This window comes from Pseudomonas sp. PI1 (genome assembly GCF_000812405.1).
GTDB classification, from domain to species: domain Bacteria; phylum Pseudomonadota; class Gammaproteobacteria; order Pseudomonadales; family Pseudomonadaceae; genus Pseudomonas; species Pseudomonas citronellolis.
The window spans coordinates 1-12,203 of the sequence record NZ_JWMC01000005.1 but is presented as its reverse complement, the minus strand read 5'-3'; the positions used below and the strand labels follow the sequence as shown (position 1 = coordinate 12,203).

Annotated in this window: 12 protein-coding genes; 5 read left to right on the top strand and 7 right to left on the bottom strand. The window is 67.8% G+C overall.

All coding sequences use genetic code 11. The annotated features are described in order from the left end of the window. Window positions 1-57: 57 nt before the first annotated feature. The 4 genes from RN02_RS01370 to slyD form a co-directional block, all read right to left on the bottom strand. Complete coding sequence (locus RN02_RS01370) at window positions 58-1,170, bottom strand: NADH:flavin oxidoreductase (RefSeq protein ID WP_043312679.1); 1,113 nt, start codon at window positions 1,168-1,170, stop codon at window positions 58-60. 55 nt (window positions 1,171-1,225) lie between these two features. Beyond that, window positions 1,226-1,819, bottom strand: coding sequence for a TetR/AcrR family transcriptional regulator (locus RN02_RS01365; protein ID WP_009616035.1), 594 nt, complete (start codon window positions 1,817-1,819; stop codon window positions 1,226-1,228). Between the two features lie 213 nt (window positions 1,820-2,032). Further along, window positions 2,033-2,515 (bottom strand): glutathione peroxidase, encoded by a 483-nt coding sequence (locus RN02_RS01360; protein WP_009616034.1) that lies wholly within the window; start codon window positions 2,513-2,515, stop codon window positions 2,033-2,035. Window positions 2,516-2,718: 203 nt separating this feature from the next. Continuing rightward, window positions 2,719-3,204, bottom strand: coding sequence for a peptidylprolyl isomerase (gene slyD / locus RN02_RS01355; RefSeq protein ID WP_009616033.1), 486 nt, complete (start codon window positions 3,202-3,204; stop codon window positions 2,719-2,721). Between slyD and RN02_RS01350 the strand changes: the two genes are divergently transcribed. The 4 genes from RN02_RS01350 to RN02_RS01335 all read left to right on the top strand — a co-directional run bounded on the left by RN02_RS01350 (window position 3,173) and on the right by RN02_RS01335 (window position 7,921). Next, window positions 3,173-3,508: a DUF3565 domain-containing protein gene (locus tag RN02_RS01350; RefSeq protein WP_081884745.1), complete on the top strand. Its 336-nt coding sequence runs from the start codon at window positions 3,173-3,175 to the stop codon at window positions 3,506-3,508. The genes slyD and RN02_RS01350 overlap by 32 nt on opposite strands. A 7-nt stretch (window positions 3,509-3,515) precedes the next feature. After that, the gene (locus tag RN02_RS01345) at window positions 3,516-4,703 is read left to right on the top strand and encodes an acetate kinase (protein ID WP_043312678.1); all 1,188 of its coding nucleotides are present in this window, start codon (window positions 3,516-3,518) and stop codon (window positions 4,701-4,703) included. A gap of 59 nt (window positions 4,704-4,762) precedes the next feature. Further along, a complete protein-coding gene (pta, locus tag RN02_RS01340) occupies window positions 4,763-6,886 on the top strand; it encodes a phosphate acetyltransferase (protein WP_043312677.1) in 2,124 nt (707 codons plus the stop codon). 126 nt (window positions 6,887-7,012) lie between these two features. Then, entirely contained in the window at window positions 7,013-7,921 is a 909-nt protein-coding gene (locus RN02_RS01335; RefSeq protein WP_009616029.1) for an acyltransferase, read from the top strand. Between the two features lie 463 nt (window positions 7,922-8,384). Here RN02_RS01335 and RN02_RS01330 read toward each other — a convergent pair whose 3' ends face one another. The 3 genes from RN02_RS01330 to RN02_RS01320 all read right to left on the bottom strand — a co-directional run bounded on the left by RN02_RS01330 (window position 8,385) and on the right by RN02_RS01320 (window position 10,927). Next, window positions 8,385-9,110 (bottom strand): OmpA family protein, encoded by a 726-nt coding sequence (locus RN02_RS01330; protein WP_043312676.1) that lies wholly within the window; start codon window positions 9,108-9,110, stop codon window positions 8,385-8,387. Window positions 9,111-9,193: 83 nt separating this feature from the next. Continuing rightward, window positions 9,194-9,838: an MBL fold metallo-hydrolase gene (locus RN02_RS01325; protein WP_043312674.1), complete on the bottom strand. Its 645-nt coding sequence runs from the start codon at window positions 9,836-9,838 to the stop codon at window positions 9,194-9,196. Window positions 9,839-9,910: 72 nt separating this feature from the next. Further along, complete coding sequence (locus tag RN02_RS01320; protein WP_043312672.1) at window positions 9,911-10,927, bottom strand: AraC family transcriptional regulator; 1,017 nt, start codon at window positions 10,925-10,927, stop codon at window positions 9,911-9,913. A 123-nt stretch (window positions 10,928-11,050) separates the two neighbouring features. Here RN02_RS01320 and RN02_RS01315 point away from each other — a divergent pair, with 123 nt between their 5' ends. Then, complete coding sequence (locus tag RN02_RS01315; protein ID WP_043312670.1) at window positions 11,051-11,890, top strand: metal-dependent hydrolase; 840 nt, start codon at window positions 11,051-11,053, stop codon at window positions 11,888-11,890. The last annotated feature ends 313 nt before the right edge of the window (window positions 11,891-12,203 follow it).

The window sequence follows — 12,203 nt, the reverse complement described above, 5'->3', positions numbered from 1 at the left end:
AGGACAAAAGAAACCGCCCGGGGAAGTGCCCCGGGCGGTCTTGTCGATCCGCGGCGATCAGGCCAGGGACATCAGCGCATCGCGGCTGAACGGCTTGATGTCGGCCAGGCGGCCGTCGCGCACCTTCAACGCCCAGTCCGGGTCCACCAGCAGCGCGCGGCCCACCGCCACCAGGTCGAACTCCTGCTTGCTCAGGCGCTCCAGCAGGCCCTCGATGCCCGAAGGCTGGGCCACTTCGTCGGTCTTGCCGAAGAAGGCCAGGAACTCGCTGCCGTCCAGGCCGACGTTGCCCACGGTGATGGTCGGCTTGCCGGTGAGCTGGCGCGTCCAGCCGGCCAGGTTGAGGTCCGAGCCTTCGAACTCGGGGATCCAGAAGCGGCGGGTCGAGCAGTGGAAGATGTCCACGCCGGCCTCGGACAGCGGCGCGAGGAACGCCGCCAGTTCTTCCGGGGTCTGCACCAGGCGCGCGGCGTAGTCCTGCTGCTTCCACTGCGAGAAGCGGAAGATGATCGGGTAGTCCGGGCCCACCGCCTCGCGCACGGCGCGGATCAGCTCGATGGCGAAGCGCGAGCGGTTGGCCAGGCTGCCGCCGTATTCGTCGGTGCGCTTGTTGCTGCCGTCCCAGAAGAACTGGTCGATCAGGTAGCCGTGGGCGCCGTGGATCTCCACGCCGTCCATGCCGATGGCCTTGGCGTCGCGGGCGGCCTGGGCGAAGGCGGCGATGACGTCCTGGATGTCTTCCCTGCTCATTTCATGGACCAGCACCTGGCCGTCCTTGACCTTGCCGCTGGGGCCGTAGCCGGGGACGCTGGCGTCCGGCTCCACGCCCAGGCGGCGCACGGAACCCACGTGCCACAGCTGCGGGACGATCTTGCCGCCTTCGGCGTGCACCGCGTCGACCACCTGCTTCCAGCCGGCCAGGGCGTCCTCGCCATGGAAGCGCGGCACGTTCGGGTAGCCGTTGGCGGCCTTGTGGCCGACGGTGGTGCCTTCGGTGACGATCAGGCCGACGCCGGCGGCGGCGCGGCGGCGGTAATACTCCACCACCTGGGCGTGGGGCACGCCGCCCGGGCTGAAGTTGCGGGTCATCGGGGCCATGACCACGCGGGTCGGCAGCTCCAGGTTGCCGAGGCGGAAGGGCTGGAACAGGCTCTCTACGGATGCGCTCACGAAGGTTCTCCAGGGGCGGCCGGGCGGCCCGTCCCGTCAGTGGGTTGCATGATGTTCAGGCCGCCAGCACCCGCTCCAGGCGGGCGATGAAGGCTTCCATGGGTTGCAGCGAGCCGCTCGCCTTCAGCCGCCCCAGCACGCCTTGCCAGGCGTTGGCGATGAAGTTGGCGAGGTTCTCGCAGTCCTCGTCCGCGGCCAGCTCGCCGGCGCGCTGCGCCTCGGCCAGGCAGTCGCGGAGGATGTCGGCGCCGCGCTGGAGGATGGCGTCGACCTGGGCGCCGATGGCCGGCGACAGTTCGGCCATCTCGAAGCTGAGGCTGCCGATGAAGCAGTGGTACTCGGCCTTCTCCTGGCGGGCGAAGTGCGCCAGCAGCTCGGCGTAGTAGCCGAGGATGCGCGCGCGCGGGCCCAGCGCCGGGTTGCCCAGGGCCTCGGCGTAGCGCTGCAGGCGCGAGCCGTAGATGTGCTCCAGGGCCTGCAGGGCGAAGTCTTCCTTGCTCTCGAAGTAGTGGTAGAAGGAGCCCTTGGGAATGCCCGCGGCCTGGACGATGTCCTGCACCCCGGTGCCGTGGTAGCCGCAGCGGGTCATGACCGCCGAGCCCTTGGCCAGGATGAGGTCGCGCTTGTCGAGTCGGATGCTGGTGTTCATGGGGCGCAGGATATGACCGGTCGTCTCGCCCTGCCCAGCACTATTGATGGCGGTGATTCTGCGCCACAGGCAGCGGCCTCAGTGCCAACTGACGTGCCGCTCCAGCGCGAAGCGCAGGCGCACCTCGTCGAAGCCCTCCATGGGACAGCTGGCATGGATGAGGGAAATGCCGGCAGGATTGGCGCAAGCGCCCTCTCCTGCCGGTGCGCGGGCTCAGCCCAGGGCCTTCTCGATGGCCTGCACCAGGGCCGCGTCGTCCGGCGCGGTGCGCGGGCTGAAGCGCGCCAGCACGCGGCCGTCGGGGGCGAGCAGGAACTTCTCGAAGTTCCAGGTGATGTCGCCGGGGAACTCGGCGCCCTCGCCCGCCAGCAGGCGGTACAGCGGATGGCGCTCGGGGCCGTTGACCTCGAGCTTGGCCGACATCGGGAAGCTGACGCCGTAGTTCAGCGAGCAGAACGACTGGATGTCCGCCTCGCTGCCCGGCTCCTGGCCGGCGAACTGGTTGCAGGGCAGGCCCAGGACCACGAAGCCGCGGTCGCGGTATTGCTGGTAGAGCTTCTCCAGCCCGGCGTACTGCGGGGTCAGACCACACCTGGAGGCGACGTTCACCACCAGCACCACCTTGCCCTTCAATGGGGAGAGCGGCAGATCCTGGCCATCCAGGCCACGCAGAGTCAGATCGTGAAAAGCGCTCATTGGAGTACTCCTTGAATGAAATAGGCACACGAAGTGCCGTGCGCCCGGCCGGACAAGTCGTCCACGCGGCGCATCCCAGTCGGTTCGGGAAAAAGGCCCAGCGTCCGTGCATGCGAAAGGCGCCCTCAGGCGCCTTTCACGGGTACAAGCTTAGCAGCTCCGACCGGGTGTCACCGGGCCATCAATCGGCCCGACGAAACACCTCAGTGGTGGTGGCCGCCCTCGCCATGGATGTGGCCGTGGGCGACTTCTTCCTCGGAAGCCTCGCGCACGTTGACCACCTTGACCTTGAAGTTCAGGCGCTGGCCGGCCAGCGGGTGGTTGCCGTCGACGGTCACGTCGTCGCCGTCGATGTCGCGGATGGTGACGATCTGCATGCCGCCGTCCGGAGCGGAGGCGTGGAACTGCATGCCGACCTGCAGCTCGTCGACGCCTTCGAACATTTCGCGGCTCAGGGTGGCGACCAGCTCGGCGCTGTATTCGCCGTAGGCTTCGCCCGGCTCGATGGCCACGTCCAGCTCGTCGCCGACCTGCTTGCCTTCCAGGGCCTTCTCCAGACCGGAGATGATGTTGCCGGCACCATGCAGGTACACCAGCGGAGCGCCGCCGGCGGAACTGTCGATGACCTCACCTGCATCGTTGGTCAGGGTATAGTCGATGGAAACCGCCTTGTTGGCTGCGATCTGCATGGGGAAGAACCTTTCGGAAAAAGAAGTTGAGCGGACAAGTCTACGCCGGGCCGGGGATGAAAGCGACCCGAAGGCGGACGGATGGCCCGTGCGCGAGCCGCCGCGCCTGCTTGACTTCCATCAGGACGAGGACGGCCACTGGGTGGCAGTGTTGTCCTGCGGCCACACCCAGCACCTGCGCCACCAGCCGCCCTGGCAGTCGCGCCCCTGGGTGCTGGACGCAAAGGCCCGCGCGGCGCTGATCGGCCGGCCCTTCGCCTGCGGCTGGTGCGCCCGGGCAACCCACTCCGACGACAAGGACTGAGACGAGCATGGCGGCACGCAACATCCTGGTAATCAACTGCGGCAGTTCCTCGATCAAGTTCGCCCTGGCCGGCGAGGACCGCGAGGGCTTCGTCCTGCAGGGCCTGGCCGAGCGCCTGGGCGAGCCCGGCGCGGTGCTCGGCTGGGTCCGCGGCGGCCAGCGCGACAGCCTGGAACTGGGCGACGGCGCCGGCCACGAGATCGCCCTGGCGCGCCTGCTGCCGCTGGTGGAGCAGGCCGTGAAAGGCCCGCTGCACGCCATCGGCCACCGCGTGGTGCACGGCGGCGAGCGCTTCACCCAGGCCTGCCGGATCGACGCCGAGGTGCTCCAGGCGATCCGCGACACCGTACCCCTGGCGCCGCTGCACAACCCGGCCAACCTGCTGGGCATCGAGACGGCCATGGCGCTTTATCCACAGCTGCCCCACGTCGCCGTGTTCGACACCGCCTTCCACCAGAGCCTGCCGCCGCGCGCCTACCGCTACGCCCTGCCGGAGCCGCTGTACCGCGAACAGCACGTGCGCCGCTACGGCTTCCACGGCACCAGCCACCGCTACGTCAGCCACCGCGCCGCCGAGATCAGCGGCCTGGCCCTGGGCGACAGCTACTGGATTTCCGCCCACCTGGGCAACGGCAGCTCCACCTGCGCCATCGCCGAGGGCCAGAGCCGCGACACCAGCATGGGCCTGACGCCCCTGGAAGGCCTGGTGATGGGCACCCGCAGCGGCGACGTCGACCCCAACCTGCACAGTCACCTGTCGCGCACCCTGGGCTGGAGCCTGGAAAAGATCGACCACATGCTCAACCACGACAGCGGCCTGCTCGGGCTGTCCGGCCTGTCCAACGACATGCGCACCCTGGAGCATGCCCGCGAGCAGGGCCACGCCAACGCGGCGCTGGCCATCGAGGTGTTCTGCTACCGCCTGGCCAAGTCCCTGGCGGCCATGACCTGCGCCCTGCCGCGCCTGGACGGGCTGATCTTCACCGGCGGCATCGGCGAGAACTCGCCCCTGGTGCGCAACCTCACGGTGCAGCACCTGCACGTGATGAACCTGCAGCTCGACGGCGAGGCCAACGCCCGCTGCGTGCGCGGCGTCGAGGGGCCGATCCACGCCCAGGGCCATCCGCGGGTGCTGGTCATCCCGACCAACGAGGAACGCCAGATCGCCCTCGACACCCTGGCCGTGCTCGGCTGAAGATTGCCTCCCCGGCCCCACAAGGGCCGCAGCGAACCCGAACGGCTTAAGGAGCCCGGATGCATACCTTCTTCATCGCCCCGACCGGCTTTGGCGTCGGCCTCACCTCCATCAGCCTCGGGCTGATCCGCGCCCTGCAGCGCGCCGGCCTGAAGGTCGGCTTCTACAAACCCATCGCCCAACCACAGCCCGGCGACGACGGCCCGGAGCGCTCCAGCGAACTGGTGGCCCGCACCCACGGCCTGAAGCCGCCCACCCCGCTGCCCCTGGGCAAGGTCGAGCGGATGCTCGGCGACGGCCTGCTGGACGACCTGCTCGAAGGCATCATCCACGAGTACCGGGCCGCCGCCGAAGGCCAGGACGTGATGATCATCGAGGGCATGGTCCCCACCCGCCACGTCAGCTACGCCGCGCGCATCAACTTCCACCTGGCCAAGAGCACCGACGCCGAGGTCATCCTCGTCTCGGCGCCGGAGAACGAGACGCTCAACGAGCTGTGCGACCGCCTGGAGATCCAGGCCCAGCTGTTCGGCGGCGCCCACGACCCGAAGCTGCTCGGGGTGATCCTCAACAAGGTCCGCGACGTCGACGAGGAAGGCCGCCCGCTGGAAGGCGAGGCCGCCGCCCAGCGCTTCGCCTCGCGCCTGAGCGAGCACTCGGCGCTGATGCGCGGCGGCGAGTTCCGCCTGCTCGGCTGCATCCCCTGGCAGGACGACCTCAACGCCCCGCGCACCCGCGACGTGGCCGACCTGCTCAACGCCAGCGTGCTCAACGCCGGCGACTACGAGCAGCGCCGGGTGCAGAAGATCATCCTCTGCGCGCCCTCGGCGCCGAACACCGTGCACCTGCTCAAGCCCGGCGTGCTGGTGGTGGTGCCGGGCGACCGCGACGACATCATCCTCGCCGCCTGCCTGGCGGCCATGAACGGCGTACCCCTGGCCGGCCTGCTGCTGTGCAGCGGCCTGGCGCCGGACGCGCGGATCATGGAGCTGTGCCGCAGCGCCCTGCAGAGCGGCCTGCCGGTGCTGACGGTGAACACCGGCTCCTACGACACCGCCGGCGACCTGACGCGGATGAACAAGGAAATCCCCATCGACGACCGCGAGCGCGCCGAGCACGTCACCGAGTACGTCGCCGGGCACATCGACTTCGAATGGCTGCGCGAGCGCTGCGGCGCGCCCCACGAGCCGCGCCTGTCGCCGCCGGTGTTCCGCTACCAGCTGACGCAGCGCGCCGCCCGCGCCGGCAAGCGCATCGTCCTGCCCGAGGGCAGCGAGCCGCGCACCGTGCAGGCGGCGGTGATCTGCCACGCCCGCGGCATCGCCCGCTGCGTGCTGCTGGCCAAGCCCGACGACGTCCAGGCGGTGGCGCAGATGCTCGGCATCGCCCTGCCGGCGGACCTGGAGGTCATCGACCCGGACTTGGTGCGCAGCCGCTACGTCGAGCCCATGGTGACGCTGCGCAAGGGCAAGAACCTCAACGCGCCCATGGCCGAGCAGCAGCTGGAAGACAACGTGGTGCTGGGCACCATGATGCTTGCCCTGGAGGAAGTGGACGGCCTGGTCTCCGGCGCCATCCACACCACCGCCAACACCATCCGCCCGGCGCTGCAGCTGATCAAGACCGCGCCCGGCTACAACCTGGTGTCCTCGGTGTTCTTCATGCTGCTGCCCGACCAGGTGGTGGTCTATGGCGACTGCGCGGTGAATCCCGATCCTTCGGCCAGTGACCTGGCCGAGATCGCCCTGCAGAGTGCCGACTCGGCGCAGGCCTTCGGCATCGTCCCGCGGGTGGCGATGATCAGCTACTCCACGGGGGACTCCGGAACCGGCGCGGATGTCGAGAAAGTGCGGGAAGCGACGCGCATCGCGCAGGAAAAACGCCCCGATCTGTTGATCGACGGGCCCTTGCAGTATGATGCCGCCGCCGTCGCCGGCGTCGGCCGCCAGAAGGCCCCCGACAGCCCGGTGGCCGGCCGCGCCACGGTGTATGTGTTCCCCGACCTGAACACCGGGAACACCACCTACAAGGCGGTGCAGCGCAGCGCCGACTGCATCAGCATCGGCCCCATGCTGCAAGGCTTGCGCAAGCCGGTGAACGACCTGTCGCGCGGCGCCCTGGTGGAAGACATCGTCTACACCATCGCGCTCACCGCGATCCAGGCCGACACGCAACAGACCTGATCCAGGGAGGGCCGCCCGCGGGCGGCCCAGGCCAACGCCGGCACAGGAAGGTGCCACCCGAAACGACGGGGCCGGAACCCCGACCACGCGCCGCCGCCGAGCGTCGCCCATGTACAAGGAACATCCATGCTCAACTTCCTTCCCCATGCCCTGCGCGGCTCGCTCGCCGGCCTGCTGCTGATCCTCAGCACCCTGTGCTGGTGCGTCCCGCTGTTCGGCATGACGCTGTTCAAGCTGCTGCTGCCCTTCGCCCCGGCCCAGGCGCTGTGCCGGCGGATCATGGGGCTGATCGCCGAAGGCTGGATCAGCTGCAACAAGGGCTGGATGAACCTGGTGCAGCGCACCGGCTGGAACGTCCAGGGCCTGGAAGGCCTGGAGTACGACCATTCCTATCTGGTCACCAGCAACCACCAGAGCTGGGTCGACATCCTCGTCCTGCAGTACCAGCTCAACCGGCGCATCCCGCTGCTGCGCTTCTTCCTCAAGCAGCAGCTGATCTGGGTGCCCGTCATCGGCCTGTGCTGGTGGGCGCTGGATTTCCCCTTCATGAAGCGCTACAGCAAGGCCTACCTGGCGAAACACCCGGAGAAGCAGGGCCAGGACCTGGCCACCACCCGCAAGGCCTGCGCCAAGTTCAAGCGCATCCCGGTGGCCATCTTCAACTTCCTCGAAGGCACCCGCTTCACCCGCGCCAAGCACGACGAGCAGGGCTCGCCGTTCCAGCACCTGCTCAAGCCCAAGGCCGGCGGCATCGCCTTCGTCCTCGACGCCATGGGCGAGCAGCTGCGCACCCTGGTCAACGTGACCATCCACTACCCCGACGGCAGCCCGACCTTCTGGTGCCTGCTGTCCGGACGCCTGAAGCGCGTGGTGGTGCGCTTCGAGGAGCTGGAGATCCCGCGGCAGTTCATCGGCAAGAGCTACGACCAGGATGCGGATTACCGGGCGGAGTTCCAGCGCTGGGTGAACCAGCTGTGGGAGCGCAAGGACCAGGTGCTGGCGCAGTTGCACCGGGAGTATCCGGCGGGGGCTTGAGGGGGTGCGCTTTTCGGGTGGGGCCGCATACGCCGAGGCGCTTTTCGTAGGATGGGTTGAGCTTGCGATACCCATCGAACCCTGGTGATGGGTATCGCTTCGCTCAACCCATCCTACGGGGCTTGGCGCGGGTTGTGGTGAAGGTGAAACGGCGGATAACCGCGAACGGTTATGCGCCCTACGTCACGGTCAAGCCTGGCGTAGGGCGCCGACCACGCCGGACGCCCCGGTGGCACGACCAATACCCCTGTCCCAACAAAAAGCCCGCCAACCCAGGCTGTGTGAAAACCTCCGGATCGGTCCAGCTGGTTAAAAAACAACCTGGATTTCGCGTTTCTACGCGGATTCTGGGTTGGCTGAATAGCCAAGCCTTTTCAGATTTCACGTAGGAACGCACTCTTCGAAGAGCCGCTCGGGTTTTCACACAGCCTGAACCGGCGGGCTTTTTTCATCCAGGCAACGCTTACTGATACTGCTGCCCACCCTGCGGCGCAGTGCCCTGGGCGCCCGGCAGGGCCTTCAGGTTCACCTCGACGCGACGGTTCTGCGCACGACCATCAGCAGTGGAGTTACTGGCAATCGGCTGGTCCGGCCCCATGCCGCGGGTGCTCACGCGGGTGCCGTCGACGCCTTGCGAAGTCAGGTAGGTCGCCACGCTCTGCGCCCGGCGCTGCGACAGGTCCATGTTGTGCTGGCGGCTGCCGGTGCTGTCGGTGTAGCCGACGATCTCGATGCTGTTCTGGTTGAACTGCTTGAAGGAGTTCGCCAGGTTGTTCAGCGGCGCGTAGAAGGACGGGGCGATGTTCGCCGAATCGGTGGCGAAGGTGATGTTGCCCGGCATGATCAGCTTGATGTCATCGCCCTGGCGCTGCACCTGCACGCCGGTGCCCTGCATCTGCTGGCGCAACTGGGCTTCCTGCTTGTCGGCGTAGTAGCCGTAGCCGGCGCCGGCCATGCCGGCCACTGCGGCGCCGATCAGCGCGCCCTTGCCACGGTTGTCGTGGTTGATCGCCGCGCCGGCCACGGCGCCGGCCAGCGCGCCCAGGCCGCCGTACTTGGCGGTCTTGCTCACGCCGCCCTCCTGCGGAACCTGGGTGTTGGGGTCATAGGGATTCTGCGAGGCGCAACCGGCCATGAGAGCGAAGGCGGTGACGGCCGCGACCATGGACAGACGACGTGCGGTGAACATGAAGGAGGACTCCTTGAAAGCGATACGCCCTTTCCCGGGCGGCAAGTTAGAGCTTGGAACGTGCAAAAGATTCCACAACAACCTTAAGCACGAATGAACGGATTCTCACGCATTTCATCGCCCAGGCGCGTGTCCGGACCATGGCCGGTAACCACGGTGGCCTCCTCGTCCAGGCTGTACAGGCGCTGTTTGATCGAACGCTCGATGGTGGCGTAGTCGCCACCCCACAGGTCGGTGCGGCCGATGCCGCGGCGGAACAGGGTGTCGCCGGCGATCAGCAGCCTGGCGCCGGGGAACCAGAAGCTCATCGAGCCCGGCGTGTGCCCCGGGGTATGCAGCGCCACGCCGCAGCCGCAGGCCAGTTCCTCGTCGTCCTGCAGCCACTGGTCCGGCGACGGCACCGGCGTGTAGGGCACGCCGAACATGCGGCACTGCATCTCCAGGTTGTCCCAGAGGAACTGGTCGCCCTGGTGCAGGTGCAGGGTGGCGCCGGTCTTCTCCTTCATCTGCCCGGAGGCGAGGAAGTGATCCAGGTGCGCGTGGGTGTGGATGATGCTCACCACCTTCAGGCCCAGGGCATCGAGGCGCTGCAGGATCAGCTCGTGGTCGCCGCCCGGGTCGACCACGATGGCCTTCTTCGTCACGGGGTCGCCGATGATGGTGCAGTTGCACTGCAGGGGGCCGACGGGGAAGGTTTCGCGGATCAGCGCGGGCTGGGCGGCGTCCATGGGGTATTTCCTGGCAGGTTTCGACAAACGCCAAGGGTGACGGCAAAGCCGCTGCGCTTCAACTCCCCGTGTTCAGTCGGCGCGGTAGTCGGTGGGCAGCTTGCCGGTCCACTTGCGGAACGCCCGGCGGAAGTTCGACGGGTCGTTGAAGCCCAGCAGCAGGGCGATCTCGTACAGCGGCAGGTGGGTGGTGGTGAGGTATTGCAGGGCCAGGCGCTTGCGCACGTCGTCCAGCACCTGCTGGTAGGTGGTGCCCAGGCTGGACAGGTGCCGGCGCAGGCTGCGGCCGCTGGTGTGCAGCTCGCGGGCGGCGGTGTCCAGGTCGGGGAACTCGCCGGGGCGCGCCAGCAGCAGGCGGCGGATGCGGGTGAGCAGGCCTTCCTGCACGTCCAGGCTGGCCAGCAGCGCCTCGCACTGCTGCTCGCACATCTGCACCGTGGCCGGGTTGGCCAGGGCCATGGGGCGATTGAGGTATTCCCGCGGCAGGCTGATGAAGTGGAACGGCTGGTCGAAGGCCGCCGCCACGCCGAACACCTCGGTGTAGCGCTCGGCATAGGGAGGCGCGGGGAAGGCGAAGCCGACCTCCACGCCCTGCAACGGCTCGCCGACGAGGAAGCGGGCGATAGTGTACAGGCTGGTCATCAGGCCCTCGCCGGCGAAGCGCTGCATGGGCCCCAGGGGGATCGACTCGCTGGCGCGCAGCTGCGAGCGGTCCTGCTCCTCGACGCGCTCCAGGTCGTAGGCCAGGCCCAGCACGCGGTAGTACTTGAGGGCGAAGTCGATGGCCTTTTCCAGGTTGGCGCTGGACAGCACCGCGTAGCCGAGGATGCCGTGGGTGGAGACGTTCAGGCGCTGGCCCAGCAGCAGGCCGAAGGCCGGCTCGCCGCAGTTGGCCAGGGCGGCGCCGGCGAGCAGGTTGAAGTCGACGAAGGACAGGCGCCCGGCCGGGCTTTGCAGCACCTCGGGGCGCACCCGGGCCAGTTCGAACAGGCGCTGGCGCGGCACGCCGAGCTCCTCGGCGAGGTCGAGCAGGGCCTGGGCGTAGGCCACGGGAACCAGTTCGGCGGTGAAGTTGAGCGGTTGCTTCATGGGCTTCTTCTTGTTCTGACCGCTGGCCGGATATGACCGGAAAGTTGGCAGAAGATAACCTTGTGAGCCTTCCCCCGCAAGCCCAAGATCGGTGCCATGGAAACCCACAACAATGGAGCCGTCATGGCCAGCACGACCCCCGCAGGACTGGAAATCAAGCCACGGCACATGGACTTCGAGCTGCCCGATCCGCTGCCGCGCCACTGGCACGGCGGGGACGCCTTCAAGTCGCACCTGTTCGACGCCATGTCGGTGCTCTTCCCCGATGGCGAGCGCTTCTTCATCGACTCGGTGCGCAACTTCCGCGAGCAGATCGCCGACCCGCTGCTCAAGGAGCAGATCCGCGGCTTCATCGGCCAGGAAGGCCACCACAGCCGCGAGCACCTGGTGTACAGCCAGCGCCTGAAGGACCAGGGTTACGACATCACGCGCATCGAGAAGCTGGCCCAGGCGCGCATCCGCTACACCCAGAAGAAGTTCAGCACCCGCCGCCAGCTGGCGGCCACCGCGGCGCTGGAGCACATCACCGCGATCATGGCCAACGGCCTGCTCACCAACCCGCGCACCCTGGAGGGCGCCGAGCCGGTGATGCAACGCCTGTGGCGCTGGCACGCGCTGGAGGAAACCGAGCACAAGGCGGTGGCCTTCGACGTCTACAACCAGGTCTGCGGCAGCCGCCGCCTGCTGCGCCGGGCGATGGTGATGGCGACCTTCTTCTTCGTCCTCGACACCTTCCGCGGCCTGGTGCACATGCTCAAGCGCGACGGCCTGCTGTGGAACTGGCGCGTGTGGCGCGACGGCCTGAAATGGAGCTGGGGCAAGGACGGCGTGTTCCGTCCGCTGCTGCGCGAATACCGCGACTTCTTCCGCAAGGACTTCCACCCGTGGCAGCACGACAACCTCGACCTGCTGTACCAGGTGCGCAAGGAATACGATCCGCAGCCGATGGCGCATGCGGGTTGATTCCGGCTTTCCCACAACGCCCCGCCTCGTCGGGGCGTTGGTGTTACGGCTTTTCGTAGGATGGCGTTGAGCGAAGCGATACCCATCACCATGGCCCGATGGGTTTCGCAGGCTCAACCCATCCTACGAAAAGCATCCCGGCGCAGCCTGCGCCCAGGTCCGCAATCCGCCGAAAGGCGCTCCCCCTGCACAACGAAAAAGCCCCGGCGAACCGGGTAATGCTGTTCACTTAAGAAAGGATGCCGTTTCTCTGCCTGGGGGAAACGGTATTTTCATATGGCTGGGGCTATGGCTTGGCTTGCGAACGCGGAAA